The sequence below is a fragment of the Microlunatus spumicola genome, from assembly GCF_039536445.1.
GTDB classification, from domain to species: domain Bacteria; phylum Actinomycetota; class Actinomycetes; order Propionibacteriales; family Propionibacteriaceae; genus Microlunatus; species Microlunatus spumicola.
This window is the reverse complement of sequence record NZ_BAAAYR010000005.1, coordinates 42,523-60,776: the sequence shown is the minus strand read 5'-3', so window position 1 is coordinate 60,776 and position 18,254 is coordinate 42,523. Positions and strand designations below refer to the sequence as shown.

14 protein-coding genes and 1 tRNA gene are annotated in these 18,254 nt (G+C 70.0%); 2 read left to right on the top strand and 13 right to left on the bottom strand.

Annotated features, from left to right (window positions below):
* Window positions 1-10 precede the first annotated feature (10 nt).
* From ABD665_RS18080 to rplJ, 5 genes are all read right to left on the bottom strand, one after another.
* Window positions 11-460: a DUF1579 domain-containing protein gene (locus tag ABD665_RS18080; protein WP_204911045.1), complete on the bottom strand. Its 450-nt coding sequence runs from the start codon at window positions 458-460 to the stop codon at window positions 11-13.
* A 150-nt stretch (window positions 461-610) separates the two neighbouring features.
* Complete coding sequence (locus ABD665_RS18075; protein ID WP_204911044.1) at window positions 611-4,465, bottom strand: DNA-directed RNA polymerase subunit beta'; 3,855 nt, start codon at window positions 4,463-4,465, stop codon at window positions 611-613.
* Between the two features lie 105 nt (window positions 4,466-4,570).
* Window positions 4,571-8,059 (bottom strand): DNA-directed RNA polymerase subunit beta, encoded by a 3,489-nt coding sequence (gene rpoB, locus ABD665_RS18070; protein ID WP_204911043.1) that lies wholly within the window; start codon window positions 8,057-8,059, stop codon window positions 4,571-4,573.
* Between the two features lie 459 nt (window positions 8,060-8,518).
* The gene (gene rplL / locus ABD665_RS18065; protein ID WP_204911042.1) at window positions 8,519-8,908 is read right to left on the bottom strand and encodes a 50S ribosomal protein L7/L12; all 390 of its coding nucleotides are present in this window, start codon (window positions 8,906-8,908) and stop codon (window positions 8,519-8,521) included.
* Between the two features lie 15 nt (window positions 8,909-8,923).
* A complete protein-coding gene (gene rplJ / locus ABD665_RS18060) occupies window positions 8,924-9,598 on the bottom strand; it encodes a 50S ribosomal protein L10 (protein ID WP_204911041.1) in 675 nt (224 codons plus the stop codon).
* Between the two features lie 436 nt (window positions 9,599-10,034).
* Here rplJ and ABD665_RS18055 point away from each other — a divergent pair, with 436 nt between their 5' ends.
* Both ABD665_RS18055 and ABD665_RS18050 read left to right on the top strand, forming a co-directional pair.
* Entirely contained in the window at window positions 10,035-10,946 is a 912-nt protein-coding gene (locus ABD665_RS18055) for an NlpC/P60 family protein (protein WP_204911040.1), read from the top strand.
* A 168-nt stretch (window positions 10,947-11,114) separates the two neighbouring features.
* Window positions 11,115-11,639 carry a GNAT family N-acetyltransferase gene (locus ABD665_RS18050; protein WP_344742635.1) on the top strand — a complete coding sequence of 175 codons (525 nt, stop codon included), beginning with the start codon at window positions 11,115-11,117 and terminating at the stop codon, window positions 11,637-11,639.
* Here ABD665_RS18050 and ABD665_RS18045 read toward each other — a convergent pair.
* The 8 genes from ABD665_RS18045 to ABD665_RS18010 all read right to left on the bottom strand — a co-directional run bounded on the left by ABD665_RS18045 (window position 11,597) and on the right by ABD665_RS18010 (window position 18,227).
* On the bottom strand, window positions 11,597-13,030 hold the full coding sequence (locus ABD665_RS18045; RefSeq protein WP_344742633.1) for an MFS transporter: 1,434 nt from the start codon (window positions 13,028-13,030) through the stop codon (window positions 11,597-11,599). The genes ABD665_RS18050 and ABD665_RS18045 overlap by 43 nt on opposite strands.
* Window positions 13,031-13,054: 24 nt before the next feature.
* A complete protein-coding gene (locus tag ABD665_RS18040; RefSeq protein ID WP_204911039.1) occupies window positions 13,055-13,657 on the bottom strand; it encodes a hypothetical protein in 603 nt (200 codons plus the stop codon).
* 252 nt (window positions 13,658-13,909) lie between these two features.
* Window positions 13,910-14,614 (bottom strand): 50S ribosomal protein L1, encoded by a 705-nt coding sequence (gene rplA, locus ABD665_RS18035; protein ID WP_204911038.1) that lies wholly within the window; start codon window positions 14,612-14,614, stop codon window positions 13,910-13,912.
* Window positions 14,615-14,843: 229 nt separating this feature from the next.
* The gene (gene rplK / locus ABD665_RS18030; protein WP_204911037.1) at window positions 14,844-15,275 is read right to left on the bottom strand and encodes a 50S ribosomal protein L11; all 432 of its coding nucleotides are present in this window, start codon (window positions 15,273-15,275) and stop codon (window positions 14,844-14,846) included.
* An 81-nt stretch (window positions 15,276-15,356) separates the two neighbouring features.
* Window positions 15,357-16,145 (bottom strand): transcription termination/antitermination protein NusG, encoded by a 789-nt coding sequence (nusG, locus tag ABD665_RS18025; RefSeq protein ID WP_344742812.1) that lies wholly within the window; start codon window positions 16,143-16,145, stop codon window positions 15,357-15,359.
* A gap of 143 nt (window positions 16,146-16,288) precedes the next feature.
* The gene (gene secE, locus ABD665_RS18020; RefSeq protein ID WP_344742630.1) at window positions 16,289-16,699 is read right to left on the bottom strand and encodes a preprotein translocase subunit SecE; all 411 of its coding nucleotides are present in this window, start codon (window positions 16,697-16,699) and stop codon (window positions 16,289-16,291) included.
* Between the two features lie 30 nt (window positions 16,700-16,729).
* Window positions 16,730-16,802 (bottom strand) — tRNA-Trp (locus ABD665_RS18015).
* 132 nt (window positions 16,803-16,934) lie between these two features.
* Window positions 16,935-18,227 carry an aspartate aminotransferase type Ic gene (locus ABD665_RS18010; RefSeq protein ID WP_204911035.1) on the bottom strand — a complete coding sequence of 431 codons (1,293 nt, stop codon included), beginning with the start codon at window positions 18,225-18,227 and terminating at the stop codon, window positions 16,935-16,937.
* Window positions 18,228-18,254 lie beyond the last annotated feature (27 nt).

The window sequence follows — 18,254 nt, the reverse complement described above, 5'->3', positions numbered from 1 at the left end:
CAAGGACGACTCAGTGACCGCTGACGCGCTCGTAACGGCCGCGGAGGAACGGGGCCGGGTCCTGATCGCCGAGGGCGACGTCGATCGCGTACGCGAGCCGGTCGTCCCCGAGGTCGAAGCGGTGCCAGGCGGTCCCCCGCAGGGTCCTGCGGACCAGCGAGAGGGTGCGGCCCGACCAGGCGCCGTGCGCCGGTTCCGGTGCGTGGTCGACCGAGTCGAACAGCCACCAGAGCTCCGTGCCGGGGTCGTCCTCGTCGGCCAGGAAGACGCCGTGCGCGAGGAGCTCGCCGCCGTCGTCGCGGACCTGACGGTAGTCCTGCAGCACGGCCGTCCCGGCGAGGTCGAGCTTGAAGGTCAGCGCGGCCCGCGCACCCGCTGCAGGCGCCCAGGGCGACGCGGCCTGCTCCTCGACGCCCGACCAGTTCCCCAGCAGGTCCCAGAACCGTTCCGCGAGGCTCACGCCCACGACGCTAGCGCCCTCCCCTGCCCCGGCCGCCCGCTCCCCCGGGCGCCGTGTCCGGGGCGAGTCCCGCGAACGCCCGAAGGGCGGGCCCGGCCGGAGCCGGACCCGCCCTTCGCGGTGGATCAGTCGTGCGGTGGCGCCTACCGGCTAGCGGTAGTCACCGAGGTCGAACTCCTCGAGCGGCACAGCCGCACCCGAGGCCTGGCCGAAGTCGTAGTCGAAGGTGTCGTACCCGACCATCGAGTACGCCTGCGCCTTCGCCTCCTCCGTGGCCTCGACCCGGATGTTGCGGTAGCGGTCCAGGCCGGTGCCGGCCGGGATCAGCTTGCCGAGGATCACGTTCTCCTTCAGCCCCAGGAGGCTGTCGGACTTGCCGTTGATGGCCGCGTCCGTCAGCACCTTGGTCGTCTCCTGGAAGGAGGCGGCCGAGAGCCACGAGTCCGTGGCCAGCGAGGCCTTCGTGATCCCCATCAGCACCGGACGACCCGAGGCCGGCGTGCCGCCCTCGGCCACGACCTGACGGTTCGCCGCCTCGTACGCGCGGCGGTCGACCAGGTCACCCGTGAGCAGGTTGGAGTCGCCCGACTCGATGACCGTCACCCGGCGCAGCATCTGCCGGATGATGATCTCGATGTGCTTGTCGTGGATCGGCGCGCCCTGGGTCCGGTAGACCTGCTGGACCTCGTCGACCAGGTGCTCCTGCACCCGACGGACACCGAGGATCCGCAGGACGTCCTGCGGGTCCGGGGTGCCGGCGGTGAGCTGCTGGCCCACCTCGACGTGGTCGCCGTCCTCGACGAGCAGCCGCGAACGACGGCTCACCACGAACTCGGCCGGCTCGGAACCGTCGTCGGGGGTGACGACGATCTTGCGCGAACGGTCCGCGTCCTCGACGGCCACGCGACCCGCGGCCTCCGAGATCGGCGCCTTGCCCTTGGGCTGGCGGGCCTCGAAGAGCTCGACCACACGCGGCAGACCCTGCGTGATGTCGTCACCCGCCACACCACCGGTGTGGAAGGTACGCATCGTGAGCTGGGTGCCGGGCTCGCCGATCGACTGCGCGGCCACGATGCCGACGGCCTCGCCCACGTCGACGATCTTGCCCGTCGCGAGCGAACGGCCGTAGCACATGGCGCACGTGCCGGTGACGGCCTCGCAGGTGAGGACGCTGCGCACGCGCACCTTGGTCACGCCGTGGCTGACCAGGATGCCGATGTTGACGTCGCCCAGGTCGACCCCGCCCGGGAGCAGCACGTTGCCGTCGGCGTCCAGGACGTCGGTGGCCAGGGTGCGGGCGTAGACCGCCGCCTCCACGTGCTCGTCGAGGACGACCCCGTCGTCGGACTGCTGCCCGATGACCTTGGTCAGACCCCGCTCGGTCCCGCAGTCCTCCTCGCGGACGATGACGTCCTGGCTCACGTCCACCAGACGACGCGTCAGGTAGCCGGAGTCGGCCGTACGGAGGGCGGTGTCCGCCTGACCCTTTCGACCACCGTGCGTGGAGATGAAGTACTCCAGGACCGAGAGGCCCTCACGGAAGTTCGACTTGATCGGGCGGGCGATGATCTCGCCCTTCGGGTTCACCACGAGGCCACGCATGGCGGCGATCTGGCGCATCTGCACCATGTTCCCGCGGGCACCCGAGTGGACCATCATGTAGATCGGGTTGGTCTTGGAGAAGTTCGCCTCCATGGCCGCACCGAGCCGCGACGTGGCGTCGGTCCAGATCTCGATGAGCTCCTGGCGACGCTCGTCCTCGGTGATCAGACCGCGCTCGTACTGACGGTCGATCTTGCTCGCGCGGTCCTCGTAGCCGGCCAGCAGCTCCGCCTTGTTCGGCGGGGTCTCGACGTCACCGATGGACACGGTCACACCGGAGCGCGTGGCCCAGTGGAAACCGAGGTCCTTCAGGGCGTCGAGGCAGTTGGCCACCTGGACCTTGGGGTACCGCTCGGCCAGGTCGTTGACGATCTGCCCGAGCTGCTTCTTGCCCACCTCGTAGTCGGTGAACGGGTAGTCGCTCGGCAGCGCCTCGTTGAAGAGGGCGCGACCCAGCGTCGTCTCCAGCGTGATCCCGCCGCGCTCGTTCAGCTCGAAGCCCGCGGGGGGCACGATGCCGGTCAGACGCAGCTTGATCTTCGCCTGCACGCTCAGCTCGCCGCGGTCGAAGGCCATGACGGCCTCGGACACCGAGCCGAACGCCCGACCCTCGCCCGCGACGCCGTCGTTCTGCATCGTCAGGTAGTACATCCCGATGATCATGTCCTGGGTGGGCATGGTCACCGGCCGGCCGTCGGCCGGCTTGAGGATGTTGTTGGTCGACAGCATCAGGATGCGGGCCTCGGCCTGCGCCTCGGCCGACAGCGGGAGGTGCACGGCCATCTGGTCACCGTCGAAGTCCGCGTTGAACGCGGTGCAGACGAGCGGGTGGATCTGGATGGCCTTGCCCTCGATCAGCTGGGGCTCGAAGGCCTGGATGCCGAGGCGGTGCAGGGTCGGTGCGCGGTTCAGCAGCACCGGGTGCTCGCTGATGACCTCTTCGAGCACGTCCCAGACGACGGGACGCTGACGCTCGACCATGCGCTTGGCCGACTTGATGTTCTGCGCGTGGTTGAGGTCGTCGAGCCGCTTCATGACGAAGGGCTTGAACAGCTCGAGCGCCATCGCCTTGGGCAGGCCGCACTGGTGCAGCTTGAGCTGCGGGCCGACGACGATGACCGAACGGCCGGAGTAGTCGACGCGCTTGCCGAGCAGGTTCTGACGGAACCGGCCCTGCTTGCCCTTCAGCATGTCCGAGATCGACTTCAGCGGCCGGTTGCCCGGGCCGGTGACCGGACGCCCACGACGGCCGTTGTCGAACAGCGAGTCGACGGCCTCCTGGAGCATCCGCTTCTCGTTGTTGACGATGATCTCGGGCGCGCCCAGGTCGAGCAGCCGCTTGAGGCGGTTGTTCCGGTTGATGACGCGGCGGTACAGGTCGTTCAGGTCGGACGTCGCGAAACGGCCACCGTCGAGCTGCACCATCGGGCGCAGGTCCGGCGGGATGACCGGGACGGCGTCCAGCACCATGCAGGTCGGGCTGTTCTTGGTCGACAGGAACGCCGAGACGACCTTGAGCCGCTTCAGGGCGCGGGTCTTGCGCTGGCCCTTGCCGGTCACGATCGTGTCGCGCAGCTCCACGGCCTCGGCCTCGAGGTCGAAGCTGTCGAGGCGCTTCTGGATCGCGTCGGCGCCCATCGAGCCCTCGAAGTACCGCCCGAAGCGGTTCTTCATCTCGCGGTAGAGGATCTCGTCGCCCTCGAGGTCCTGGACCTTGAGGTTCTTGAAGCGCGACCAGACGGCGTCGAGGCGGTCGAGCTCGCGCTGCGCACGGTCGCGCAGCTGCTTGACCTCACGCTCGGCGCCCTCGCGGACCTTGCGCTTGGCGTCGGACTTGGCGCCCTCGGCCTCGAGCGCGGCGGTGTCCTCCTCGAGCTTCTTCATCCGGTTCTCGATGTCGGAGTCCCGGCGACCCTCGAGCTGCTTGCGCTCCACGTCGATCTTGGCCTCGAGCGAGGACAGGTCGCGGTGGCGCGCGTCGGCGTCGACGGACGTGATCATGTACGCCGCGAAGTAGATGACCTTCTCCAGGTCCTTCGGGGCGATGTCGAGCAGGTAGCCCAGGCGCGACGGGACGCCCTTGAAGTACCAGATGTGGGTCACGGGGGCGGCGAGCTCGATGTGGCCCATCCGCTCGCGACGCACCTTGCTCCGGGTCACCTCGACGCCGCAGCGCTCGCAGATGATGCCCTTGAAGCGCACGCGCTTGTACTTGCCGCAGTAGCACTCCCAGTCCCGGGTGGGACCGAAGATCTTCTCGCAGAACAGACCGTCACGCTCAGGCTTGAGCGTGCGGTAGTTGATGGTCTCGGGCTTCTTCACCTCGCCGTGCGACCACTGACGGATCTCGTCGGCGGTGGCGAGGCCGATACGGATCTCGTCGAAGAAGTTCACATCGAGCACGTTGTTGTCTCTCTTCTTTCGTTACGCGCGTTGTTCACAAGCTGTGCGGACCGACCGTGCCGGGAGCCTGCCGGAGCGCCGTGGCGCTCCGACAGGCTCGGCGGGTCAGACTTCTTCGACGGCCCCGAAGCCCTCACCCGGACGGCGGGACAGGTCGATCCCGAAGTCCTCGCTGCTGCGGTAGTCGTCCTCGGAGTCGCGGAGCTCGACCTCGGTGCCGTCGGAGGAGAGCACCTCCACGTTCAGGCAGAGGGACTTCATCTCCTTCACGAGCACCTTAAACGACTCCGGGATCCCGGGCTCGGGGATGTTCTCGCCCTTGACGATGGCCTCGTACACCTTCACGCGGCCGGGCACGTCGTCGGACTTGATGGTCAGGAGCTCCTGCAGGGCCCAGGCCGCGCCGTACGCCTCGAGCGCCCACACCTCCATCTCACCGAACCGCTGACCACCGAACTGCGCCTTACCACCCAGCGGCTGCTGCGTGATCATCGAGTACGGACCGGTCGAACGCGCGTGGATCTTGTCGTCGACCAGGTGGTGCAGCTTGAGCATGTAGATGTAGCCCACGCCCACCGGCTCGGGGAACGGCTCGCCGGAGCGGCCGTCGAAGAGCCGGGACTTGCCGTTGCCGTCGACCAGGCGGTTGCCGTCGCGGCTGGGCAGCGTGTGGCTGAGCAGACCCGTGATCTCCTCCTCCGTCGCGCCGTCGAAGACCGGCGTGGCGAGGCGGGTGTCGTGGGCGACCTGGCCGATGCCGACGTCGCGCAGGCGCTCGGCCCACTCGGCGTCCACACCCGTGACGTCCCAGCCGGTCTTGCCGAGCCACCCGAGGTGGGTCTCCAGGACCTGGCCGATGTTCATCCGGCTCGGCACGCCGAGCGGGTTGAGGACGATGTCGACCGGGGTGCCGTCCTCCATGAACGGCATGTCCTCGACCGGCAGGATCTTGCTGATGACGCCCTTGTTGCCGTGGCGGCCGGCGAGCTTGTCGCCGTCCTGCACCTTGCGCTTCTGGGCGACGTAGACGCGGACCAGCTGGTTGACCCCGGGGGCCAGCTCGTCGTCGGAGTCGCGGTCGAAGACCCGGACGCCGATGACGGTGCCGGACTCGCCGTGGGGCACCTTGAGCGACGTGTCGCGGACCTCGCGCGCCTTCTCACCGAAGATCGCGCGGAGCAGCCGCTCCTCCGGCGTCAGCTCGGTCTCGCCCTTGGGCGTGACCTTGCCGACGAGGATGTCGCCCGGGGAGACCTCGGCGCCGATGCGGATGATGCCGCGCTCGTCCAGGTCGGCGAGCATCTCCTCGCTGACGTTCGGGATGTCGCGGGTGATCTCCTCCGCCCCGAGCTTGGTGTCACGCGCGTCGACCTCGTGCTCCTCGATGTGGATCGAGGTCAGGATGTCGTCCTGCACGATCCGCTGGCTGAGGATGATCGCGTCCTCGTAGTTGTGCCCCTCCCAGGGCATGAACGCGACCAGCATGTTGCGCCCGAGCGCCATCTCGGCGTTGTCGGTGCAGGGGCCGTCGGCGAGCGGCGAACCCTTCTCGACCCGCTGGCCCTCGCGCACCAGCGGACGCTGGTTGATGCAGGTGCCCTGGTTGGAGCGCTTGAACTTCGAGAGGCGGTACGTGGTGTACGTGCCCTCGTCCTCGGCGATCTCGACCAGGTCGCCCGACACCGACGTGACGACACCGGGCTTCTTGGCCACGGTCACGTCACCGGCGTCGACGGCCCCGCGGTACTCCATGCCGGTGCCCACGAAGGGGGCCTCGGAGCGGAGCAGCGGCACGGCCTGGCGCTGCATGTTCGCGCCCATGAGGGCACGCGACGCGTCGTCGTGCTCGAGGAACGGGATCATCGCGGTGGCGACGGAGACCATCTGGCGCGGCGAGACGTCCATGTACTGGATGTCGTTCGCCGGCACGGTGTCCGGGTCGGCCTTGCGACGGCGCGCGAGCACGCGCTCCTCCGCGAAGTGCCCGTCCTCGGTCAGCTTCGCGTTCGCCTGGGCGATCGTGTAGCGGTCCTCGACGTCGGCGGTCAGGTAGTCGATCTGGTCGGTCACCTGGCCGTCCACGACCTTGCGGTACGGCGTCTCGACGAAGCCGAACGCGTTCACCCGGGCGAAGCTCGCGAGCGAGCCGATCAGGCCGATGTTCGGGCCCTCCGGCGTCTCGATCGGGCACATGCGGCCGTAGTGCGACGGGTGGACGTCACGGACCTCCATGCCGGCGCGGTCACGGGACAGACCACCCGGGCCGAGGGCGTTCAGACGCCGCTTGTGCGTCAGGCCCGCGACGGGGTTCGTCTGGTCCATGAACTGGCTCAGCTGCGAGGTACCGAAGAACTCCTTCAGCGCCGCGACGACCGGCCGGATGTTGATCAGGGTCTGCGGCGTGATGGCCTCGACGTCCTGGGTCGTCATCCGGTCGCGGACCACGCGCTCCATGCGGCCGAGACCCGTGCGGAGCTGGTTCTGGATCAGCTCGCCCACGGTGCGCAGCCGGCGGTTGCCGAAGTGGTCGATGTCGTCCTCTTCGACCAGGAGGTCACCGCGCGGGGAGTCGAGCTCCTCCTTGCCGTCGTGCAGCGCGACGATGTAGCGGATCGCGGCGACGATGTCCTCGGTGCGCAGGACCTGCTGGTCGAACGGCGCGTCGAGGCCGAGCTTCTTGTTGATCTTGTACCGACCGACCTTCGCCAGGTCGTAGCGCTTCGGGTTGAAGTAGTAGTTCTCCAGCAGCGCCTGCGCGGCCTCGCGCGTCGGCGGCTCGCCGGGGCGCAGCTTGCGGTAGATGTCGAGGAGCGCCTCGTCCTGGGTGGTGACGTGGTCCTTCTCCAGGGTGAGCCGCATGGACTCGTACTGGCCGAACTCCTCGAGGATCTGCGCGTCGGTCCAGCCGAGCGCCTTCAGCAGGACGGTGACGTTCTGCTTGCGCTTGCGGTCCAGGCGGACGCCGACCATGTCGCGCTTGTCGATCTCGAACTCGAGCCACGCGCCACGGCTCGGGATCATCTTGCAGGTGAAGATGTCCTTGTCCGAGGTCTTGTCGGTCGTCTGCTCGAAGTAGACACCCGGCGAACGGACGAGCTGCGACACGACGACGCGCTCGGTGCCGTTGATGACGAAGGTGCCCTTGTCGGTCATGAGCGGGAAGTCGCCCATGAAGACGGTCTGGCTCTTGATCTCGCCGGTCTCGTTGTTCATGAACTCGGCGGTGACGAAGAGCGGGGCGGCGTACGTGACGTCGCGCTCCTTGCACTCGTCGACCGAGTTCTTCGGCGGCTCGAAGCGGTGGTCGCGGAAGGACAGCGACATCGTGCCGCTGAAGTCCTCGATCGGGGAGATCTCCTCGAAGATCTCCTCCAGCCCGGACTTGGTGTTGATGTCGGTCCGACCCTCGTCGAGGGCGGACTCGACGCGCGCGCGCCAGTCACCGTTCCCGACGAGCCAGTCGAACGAGTCGACCTGCAGGTCCAGCAGGTCGGGGACTTCCATGGGTTCGGCGATCTTCGCGAAGGAGATCCGGCCTGTGGTCGAGATGACCGGGTTGATCGAGTTCTGCGAGGCGTTGCGCGAGGCGGCCAACTGCTATGTCCTTCCGAGTGCTCTCGGTGTGAGCGGTACGCCCTCGCGCGCATGCCAACGGACCCGAGTCAAACCGAACCGGGTCGAAGGAGATGGCGAGGGCAAACACCGACGATAGCCGCTACGACCGACCAAGTCAAGGTACGGGAGCAGGCCAAGCCGAACCGCACAAATCCTGCGCGGCTCGGGCAAGAGCATACCTGTCGGGAGGGGTCTGACAAGGAGCCACGCGAAAGACGTCCGGGCGGCTGCCGGAGCGCCCGTACGAGGCGGAAAACGCTGTCTCCCGACACAAATTCCGGGCGTCCGCACGGCCCGGCGTCAGCGGTTCACCACGTGCGTGCGCGACGGGGAGGGAGGGACCACCGGCCCGGACGCGCCGAGGCCCGGCCCCTCCGGGTGGAGGGACCGGGCCTCGGTGCGCGTGTGCTGCGACCCCCGGCGGACCGGGGGCTCAGATCACTTGTAGGAGACGGTGGCGCCGGCAGCCTCGAGGGCAGCCTTGGCCTTGTCCGCGGTCTCCTTGGTGACCTTCTCCAGGACGGCCTTCGGCGCGGCCTCGACCAGGTCCTTGGCCTCCTTGAGACCGAGGCTGGTGAGGGTGCGCACCTCCTTGATGACCTGGATCTTCTTGTCGCCGGCCGCCTCGAGGATGACGTCGACCTCGTCAGAGGCCTCCTCCTCCTCGGCAGCAGCGCCGCCGCCGCCGGCGGCCGGGGCCGCAGCGGCGACCGGAGCGGCCGCGGTCACGTTGAACGTGGTCTCGAACTCCTTCACGAACTCGCTGAGCTCGATGAGGGTGAGCTCCTTGAACGCGTCCAGGAGCTCGGAGGTGCTGAGCTTCGCCATGGTGGCAGTCCTCTCTTAGTTTTCGTCCGCAGCGGGAGCTGCCGTGGTCTCGGCGGAGTCGTCCGCCTGGGGTGCAGCGGCTGCTGCGGTGTCGGCCGCGGGTGCGGCCTCCGTGGTGTCGGGCTCCGGATCGGTGCTCGGCGCAGGCGTGCCGGCCCCGGCGATGAGCGCCGGGTCCTCGGTGGCGGCCTGCTCCAGCGCGGCCAGCAGGCGGGCCGTCTGGGCGAGCGGTGCGGCGACCAGGCTGACGGCGTTCTGCAGGACTCCCTGCATCGCACCGACGGCCTTGGCCAGGAGCACCTCGCGGGACTCCAGGTCGGCCAGCTGGCGGAACTCGTCCGCCGACATGGCCTTGCCGTCCAGGACGCCGCCCTTGATGATCAGGAGCGGGTTGGCCCGTGCGAAGTCGCGCAGCCCCTTCGCGACGGCGACGGCGTCGCCCTCGATGAAGGCGATCGCGGTCGGCCCGCTGAGGTGCGGCTCGACGCCGGGGACCCCTGCCTGCCGAGCGGCGATCGTGGTGAGCGTGTTCTTCGACACGGCGTAGGTGGCGTCGTCACCGAGCGAACGGCGCAGGTCCTTCAGCGCCTTCACGGTGAGCCCGCGGTACTCGGTGAGCACGGCGCCCGAGGAGCTCGAGAACTTGTCCGTGAGCTCGGCGACCGCGGCTGCCTTGTCAGGCCTCGCCATGGGTCTCCTCTCCTTCGTCACGCGCTGCGGCTGCAGCGCTCCGAAGGCCGCGCCCGGCGCGGAGGAGGCACGCGCAGGAAGCACGGAAGCGGGAGGCGGGCGGTCGCACCAGGGTGCGTCACGCTCCGTGCCAGCTTGTCGAACTCACCTGCGCGGGTCCCCGGCTCAGCGGGACTTCGGACGCCTCCGGGTGAGGAGGCGTCGACCAGCGGTCTTCGGTACCGGCCACAGTACCCGGACCACCCGAGGCCGCCCAAATCTCCGCCGCCCGACTGTCACATCCGTGGCGATTTCTGCGATGTGCACGGCGTGTCGACTTGATCACGACGTCGTGATCTCTCTCGGGGCTCTTCACAGCTTGGTCTCACGTTGATAACGTCCCGGCCTGTCGGCTTGAAAAGAGTGAAGGATGAGAGTTCTGCTCACGCGTGTGGCGGTGGGAGCCGCTGCCGCGGCCGTGTCGCTCGGCTTCCTGGTCGGCACGACCGCGCCCGCCTCGGCGGCCGGGTGCACGACGAAGTTCGGGACGTACTCCACGGTCAAGGCCGGCAAGACGGGCAGCAAGGCCGGCGCGGTCGAGTGCCTGCTGCACCAGGCCGGCTACGCCACCAGCCAGAACCGCTCCTTCTCCACGTCGGACGCCAAGAAGCTCAAGGCCTTCCAGACGAAGCACGGGCTCGCGGGCACCGGGAAGACCACCGGGCCGACCTGGGCCGCACTGATCGCCCAGGGCTCCACGCCCACCCTCGAGCACGGCGACACCGGGACGAGCGTGCGCCGGTTGCAGCTGGCGCTGCGGGCCCTCGGCCACGACGAGCTGCCCGGCACCACGCTGTACGGCGACCTCACCCGCGCCGCCGTCGAGGACTTCCAGGCGAAGGCCGGGCTCGCCGTCACGGGGACGACGACCGCCGTCGAGTGGGCGGCGCTGCAGGCGGGTGGCGCAGCGCCGGCACCGGGCTCCGGCGGTTCCGGGGGCGGCGACGAGACCCCCGCCGCGACGAAGGGCGAGGTGGCGCTGGCGTTCGCCAAGGAGCAGCTCGGCGAGAAGTACAAGTACGGCGCCGCCGGCCCCAGCAAGTGGGACTGCTCGGGTCTCACCATGAAGGCCTGGGCGGAGGCGGGCGTGAAGCTGCCGCACAGCTCCTCCGCGCAGTACAAGATCGGCAAGAAGGTCAAGAAGGCGGACCTCCGCCCCGGAGACCTCGTCTTCTTCTACTCCGGCCCCTCGCACGTCGCGATCTACGTCGGCGACGGGAAGATCATCCACGCGCCCAAGCCGGGCAAGACCGTCGAGTACTCCAAGGTCTCGTACATGCCCTGGAAGGGCGCCCGCCGCCCCGGCTGATGCGTCCCTCGCGCCACTGGTCTTTCACGTTTACGTGAAACACCGGTACTGACCACGGCAGATCTGCCGTGGTCAGTACGGGACTTTCACGTTTACGTGAAAGTCCCGTAGACCGCACGCGCGCAGCGCGGACCGGCGTACGGGGGCGGGATCGGGCACAGTAGCGGCGTGAGCAGCGCACCGCCGGACCCGTCCCCCGCCCCCTCCGCCACCGTCCGCGAGGGACGGGAGGCCGACGTCGAGCTCGTCGTGGCCATGGTCAACGAGCTCGCGGAGTACGAGCGGGCGGCCGACCAGGTGCGCGTCACGCCCGACCAGCTGCACCGGGCCCTGTTCGGCGGCGCGGCCCCGGGCGGGCACCCGGCCGCCTACCTGCTGGTGGCCGAGGAGGGCGACGAGCCGGTGGGCTTCGCGCTGTGGTTCCTGAACTTCTCCACGTGGGAGGGCGTCCACGGGATCTACCTCGAGGACCTGTACGTCCGGCCCCAGCACCGCGGGAGCGGCGCGGGACGCGCCCTGCTGACCGCGCTCGCCCGGATCGCGCAGGAGCGCGGCTACGCCCGGATGGAGTGGTCGGTGCTCAACTGGAACGAGCCGGCGATCGGCTTCTACCGCCGGATCGGCGCCGTCCCGATGGACGAGTGGACGACCTACCGGCTGACCGGCTCGGCGCTGGCGTCGCTCGCGCGCTGAACCCGGGCCCCGCGCCCCAGCCCGAACCAGCTGACGGCCGCGCCCGCGAGCAGGGCCACCGCACCGATCACCATCGCGGTCGGGAAGCCGTCCTGGAGCGCGGAGGGGTCGGTGGTGCTCGCCCGCGACAGGCCGGCGAGCGACGGGATCACGGCGACGGACAGCAGGCCGGCGGTCCGGGCCACGGCGTTGTTCACCCCGGAGGCGGCGCCGGACAGCTGCTCCGGGGCGGCCGCGAGGACGGTCGCGGTCAGCGGCGCCACGGCCGCGGCCAGCCCGAGCCCGAGCAGGACGGCCGACGGGGCGAGGTCGGTGAGCCAGCGGGCGTCCGGGCCGATCCGCGTGGCCAGCGCGAAGGCGGCCGCCGACAGGAGGGCGCCGGTCGTCATCAGGACGCGCGGGCCCGTACGGACGGCGAGGGCGCCGACGCGGGACGACAGCAGCAGCATGAGGACGGTCGCCGGCAGCATCGCGGTCCCGGCGGCCAGCGGTGACCAGCGCGCGACCACCTGGAGCTGGAGCACGACCAGGAAGCCGTAGACGCCGAGCGCGCCGTAGATGAAGAACGTGGCGAGGTTCGTCGCGGAGAACACCCGGTCGGCGAAGATCTGCAGCGGCACGAGCGGGTGGCTGCTCCGCTGCTCCACCAGCACGAAGACGACGCCCGCCGCCAGCCCGCCGACCCCCGCGAGGACCACCGGGAGGCTCCAGCCGCGGGAACCGGCCTCGGTCAACGACCAGGTCAGCCCGGTCAGGGTCGCGACGATCGCCACGGTCCCCACCAGGTCCAGCCGCCGCTCGGCGTCCAGGGTGTCGCGCGTCTCCGGGACGTGGCGGAGCGTGCCCAGGAGCACGACGGCGGCGATCGGCAGGTTCACCAGGAACACGAGCCGCCAGTCGAGCGCCACCAGCCAGCCCCCGAGGAACGGGCCGACCGCGCCGGAGAGCCCGCTCAGTCCGGCCCACATGCCCACGGCCTTCGGCTGGTCCTCGGCGGCGAAGGCCGACGAGATGATGGCGAGGCTGCCCGGGGTCAGCAGCGCGCCGCCGACGCCCTGGAGCGCGCGGGCGGCGATCAGGAACCCGGCGGACGGGCTGAGCGCGCACAGCGCTGAGGCCACGGCGAACCAGACGACGCCGACGAGGAAGACGCGGCGCCGGCCGAGCCGGTCGCCGAGCACGCCGCCGAGCAGGATCAGCGCGGCGAGGCTCAGCGTGTAGGCGTTGACGATCCACTGCAGCGCGGTGAAGCCGGCGTCGAAGTCGTCGCCGATCTGCGCGAGGGCGACGTTGACGACCGTCGAGTCGAGGAAGGCCATGCCGGAGCCGGCGATCGTGGCGGCCAGGACCCAGCGGCCCTGCGTCGTGCCGAGCCGGACGGCTGCCGCCACTGCTCCACCCTCCCTGGGCCGGTCCTACTCCGCGAACCGGACGAGGGAGACCGTACCGCCCACCGCCAGCACGAAGCCGAGCACCGCGAGCGGGGCCTGGCCCGGCAGGACGCCGTCGCCGAAGAGCCAGAGCCCGAGCAGCGACGGCACGACAAGCTCGAGGACGAACGTGACCGCGGTGACCGTCGTGACTGCCCCGCGCTGGAGGGCGAGCGCGAAGAAGACGGTGCCGAGGACGCCCTGGACGACGACCGTCCAGACGAGGGGGTGGACCAGGGCCGACCAGGCCAGCGGCTCGGCCGAGAACGCGCGGGACGCGAGGGCGACGCCGGTCCAGGCCAGCCCGGCCGAGGCGGCCAGGACGACCGCCGACGTACGCCCGCGCAGCCGCAGGCCGGCGAGGCCGAGGGCGACCGGGACCACTGTGGCGACGAGGAGCCACCACTGGCCCGCCGGCAGCAGGGGCGCGGCCGGACGCGGGTCGGCGGTCACGCAGAGCAGCACCAGGCCGGCGCCGAGCGCCGCGAGCGAGAGCCAGTCACGCCGTCCGAGCCGCTGGCCGCGCAGGGCCGCGATCACGGCGGTCACGCCGACGCTGCCGACCAGCACCGACTGGACCAGGAACAACGGCAGCCGCTGCAGGGCGACGACGTTCCCGAGGAAGCCGACGCCGTCCAGGGACAGGCCGACGAGGTACGGGACCTGCCGCAGGATCCGCGTGACCCCGCCGAGGCCGGTGACCTCCGCGGTCTGCCGGGCGCCGACCGACTGGAGGACGGAGCCGACCCCGTACCCCAGACAAGCGACGAAGGCCGCGACCCAGCTCAGCGCGAGCAGGGTGCGGCCTTCGTCGTCGTGATGTGCGTGGGTCCGGAGGACCTACAGCTCGGCGTCCACCTTCACCTTGGCGGGGTCGACCGGGACGCCCGGGCCCATCGTCGTGGAGAAGGTGATCTTGCGGATGTAGCGGCCCTTGGACGCGCTCGGCTTGAGCCGGAGCACCTCGTCGAGCGCGGCGAAGTAGTTCTCCTGCAGCTGCTCCTGCGTGAAGGACGCCTTGCCGATGATGAAGTGGAGGTTGGAGTGCCGGTCGGCCCGGAACTCGATCTTGCCGCCCTTGATGTCGGTCACGGCCTTGGCCACGTCGACGGTCACGGTCCCGGTCTTCGGGTTCGGCATCAGGCCGCGCGGGCCGAGGACGCGGCCGAGCCGGCCGACCTTGCCCATGAGGTCCGGGGTGGCGACGACGGCGTCGAAGTCGAGGTAGCCGCCGGCGACCTTGGCGATGAGCTCGTCCGAGCCGACCTCGTCGGCACCCGCGTCGAGCGCCTGCTGCGCCCGGTCGCCCGTGGCGAACACGAGCACGCGGGCGGTCTTGCCGGTGCCGTTCGGCAGGTTGACGGTGCCGCGCACCATCTGGTCGGCCTTGCGGGTGTCGATCCCGAGCCGCATCGAGACGTCGACCGTCTCGTCGAACTTGGCCTTGGCGTTCGCCTTCGCGAACTCCAGCGCCTCGACCGGGCCGTACAGCTTGTCGGCGTCGACCTTCTGGGCGACCTCGTTGTAAGCCTTGCTGCGCTTCATGTCTGGTTCCTCTCACCAGTTGTGGTCAGAGCCGCGCCGGCTCCCCCACGTATATGTGTGTCGTGCTCAACCCCCGCGGGGGCTTCGTTCATCCGCGAGCCGCACCGAGGACCGCCCGCCGTGTCTGGAGGAGCGAGGGGTGAACACGTTCTTCGTTCACCGCGAGCTCCGAAGACAGGGCGGGACAGGCGGTCCGAGCGCGATCCGCGAGCCTGCGAGCGGGCGCAGACTAGCTGTCGACGGTGACGCCCATCGAACGGGCGGTGCCCTCGACGATCTTCATCGCGGCGTCGACGTCGTTCGCGTTGAGGTCCGGGAGCTTCGTCTCGGCGATCTCACGCACCTGGTTGCGCGTCAGGCGACCGACCTTGGTGGTCTGCGGGACGCCCGACCCCTTGGCGATGCCGGCGGCCTTCTTGATCAGCTCGGCGGCCGGCGGGGTCTTCGTGATGAACGTGAACGAGCGGTCCTCGTAGATCGTGATCTCGACCGGGATCACGGTGCCACGCTGGGCGTCCGTCGCGGCGTTGTACGCCTTGACGAACTCCATGATGTTCACGCCGTGCGGGCCGAGGGCCGTACCGACGGGCGGGGCGGGCGTCGCGGAGCCGGCGTTGAGCGCGACCTTGACGAGCGCGGCGACCTTCTTCTTGGGAGGCATTGCGGTTGGGTCCTTCGTAGTGGGTTGGTGCTTCGGTCCGACCACGCGGCCCCGGGAACCCGGGGTGCGTGGGCGGGACGGCTACGTCTTCTGGATCTGGGGGAAGGTCAGGTCGACCGGGGTCTCGCGACCGAGGATCTCGACCAGGGCCTTGAGGCGCTGGTTGTTGACGTTGATCTCCGTGATGGTCGCGTGCACGCCGGCGAACGGACCGTCCACGACCATGACCGAGTCCCCGACCTCGAAGTCGGCGACCTCGATCTTCTTCTTCCGCTTCGACGGCGTGTCCGAACCGGCGGTGGCCGCGGCCACGACGGCCGGGGCGAGCATCTTCTCGACCTCGTCGAGGCTGAGCGGCACCGGCGAGTTCGAGTGGCCGACGAAGCCCGTCACCGAAGGCGTGTGCCGCACGGTCGACCAGGACTCGTCGGTCAGGTCCATCCGGACCAGGACGTAGCCGGGGAGCACGGTGCGACGGATCTGCTTGCGCTGCCCGTTGCGGATCTCGGTGACCTCTTCGGTGGGGACCACGATCTCGAAGATGTAGTCCTCCATGTTGAGGGAGGTCACGCGGTTCTCGAGGTTCTGCAGCACCCTGTTCTCCATGCCGGAGTAGGTGTGGATGACGTACCAGTCGCCGAACTTCGAGCGCAGCTCGGTGCGGAAGGTCTCGAGCGCGGCCGCACCGGCGTCCGACTCGTCGTCGGCGACCTCGTCGTCCTCCTCCTCGTCCTCCTCCGCCGCACCGAAGTTCAGATCGATGTCGTCGGCGGGGGCGTCGGCCTCCGCAGCGGCCGTGCCGCCGAAGTCGAGGTCGATGTCGTCGGACTCGGCGGCCGTGGTGCTGGAGCCACCGAAGTCCAGGTCGATGTCGAAGTCGGCGTCGTTCGTCGAGGGGCTCGGGTCGGAGGTGGGGGCGGAGCCTTCCGTCGACCCCGCCTCAGGGCGCGAGTCGTCGTCGAAGGTGTCGGGCACGTCAGGGTTCTCCAGGTCTATCGAGGTCGGGGTGGGGCTCAGCTGAAGATCGCGAAGACCAGCTTGCCGATGCCCAGGTCGAGCAGGCTCACGAGCGCGATGATGAACAGCACGAAGACGAGCACGACCACGAAGTAGTTACCGAGCTGCTGGCCGGTCGGGTAGACGACCTTCCGCAGCTCGCCGACGGACTGCTGGACGAACGCGACGGGCGTGGTGCGCTTCTCGGCGTCCTCCACGTCCCGCTTGGCCGTCGGCGTCCCCTTGGGAACCGGGGCCTTGCGCGCGGCGGGGCGACCCGTCCCGCGGGTGCCGGCGGCGACACCGGCGGTCTCGAGCTCGGCCGGGGCCGGCTCGCCGTCGGTGCGCTCGGCGTCGGTCGGCTCGGCGTCAGCGAGCTCGGGAGGGAGGTCGGCGTCCGAGGGCGTCACCTCGTCCTTGTCTGCCACGTGTCCTCCCGGTCGTCGTCCGTCGTCGTGCAGGGCAAGAGGGACTTGAACCCCCAACCTTCGGTTTTGGAGACCGATGCTCTGCCAGTTGAGCTATTGCCCTCCGGTGACCGGCTCCGCGCCGCAGCACCCTTGATCTCGGGCACAGCGGAGCAGGGGTCCTGCCACCAAGAGGTCGAGTGTAGTCCAGGCCGGCAGCCCGAGCGAACTGCCGTCGGACGACGACCCGACCGGGTCAGCGGGTGCTGCTGCCGGGGCCGGTGCCCAGCTTCTGCTCGGCCGCGGCGAGGAGGACGCACGTGGCGAGCCCGTCGATGGCGTCCGCCACGTCGGAGGGGGCGGGCATCGAGGGGGCGATGCGGATGTTGCGGTCCCGCGGGTCGCGCCCGTACGGGAACGCGGCTCCCGCGCCCGTCATCGCGATCCCGGCGCCCTTGGCCAGCGCGACGACGCGGCTGGCGGTGCCGTCGGGGACGTCGAGGCTGATGAAGTAGCCGCCCTCGGGCTCGGTCCAGCTGGCCAGGTCGAGCTCGCCGAGCCGCTTGGTGAGGATCTCGGCGACCTGGTCGAACTTCGGCCGCAGGATCGCGCGGTGGGCGCGCATGAGCTCGCGCACGCCCTCGGCGTCGCGCAGGTACAGCGCGTGGCGCAGGTGGTTCAGCTTGTCCGGGCCGATGGTCCGCTTGCTCAGGTGCTCGAGGTACCAGGCGACGTTCGCCGGGCTGCTGCCGAAGAAGGACACGCCCGCGCCGGCCAGGGTGATCTTCGAGCTGGAGGCGAAGACGAACACCCGGTCGGGGTGGCCGGCCTCCGCCGCGAGTCCGAGCACGTCGACCGGGGGACGCTCGTCCTCGGTGAGGTGGTGGACCGCGTACGCGTTGTCCCAGAAGATCCGGAAGTCGGGCGCCGCGGTCTCCATCTCGACCAGCGCCTTCGTGACGGCCTCGGAGTAGACGGCGCCGTCGGGGTTGGCGTAGGTCGGCACGACCCACATGCCCTTGACGCTCGGGTCGTCGGCGACGAGGCGGCGGACCTCGTCGAGGTCCGGGCCGTCGACGCCGAGGGGCACGGGCACCATCTCGATGCCGAACTGCTCGCAGAGCGCGAAGTGCCGGTCGTACCCGGGCACCGGGCACAGGAACTTCACCGGGGAGTCGACCCACCGCGGCCCGTCGGTCGTGCCCTTGAGCAGGCTGAACACCAGGGTGTCGTGCATGATCGACAGGCTGGCGTTGTCGCCGGCGACGAGCTGGGCCACGGGCACGCCGAGCAGCGGGGCGAAGATCTCGCGGATCTCGACCAGGCCCTGGGTGCCGCCGTAGTTGCGGCAGTCGACACCGGCCGCGTCGGTGTAGCGCCCCTCCCCCGGCAGGGAGAGCAGCGCGTTCGACAGGTCGAGCTGGGCCGACGACGGCTTGCCGCGCGTCAGGTCGAGCTTGAGCCCGCGGGCCACCAGGGCCTCGTACGCGGTCGTCTGCTCCGCGTGCAGGGCGAGCAGCTCGTCGTGGGACAGGTCAGCAAGACGCATGCCGGTCAGCCTATCGAGCCGGAGCAG

Coding starts and splice junctions, on each gene's coding strand:
- rplA (WP_204911038.1), bottom strand. CDS start 14,614: ATGAAGCGCAGCAAGGCTTACAACGAGGTCGCCCAGAAGGTCGACGCC.
- rplL (WP_204911042.1), bottom strand. CDS start 8,908: ATGGCGAAGCTCAGCACCTCCGAGCTCCTGGACGCGTTCAAGGAGCTC.
- rplK (WP_204911037.1), bottom strand. CDS start 15,275: ATGCCTCCCAAGAAGAAGGTCGCCGCGCTCGTCAAGGTCGCGCTCAAC.
- ABD665_RS18010 (WP_204911035.1), bottom strand. CDS start 18,227: ATGCGTCTTGCTGACCTGTCCCACGACGAGCTGCTCGCCCTGCACGCG.
- rplJ (WP_204911041.1), bottom strand. CDS start 9,598: ATGGCGAGGCCTGACAAGGCAGCCGCGGTCGCCGAGCTCACGGACAAG.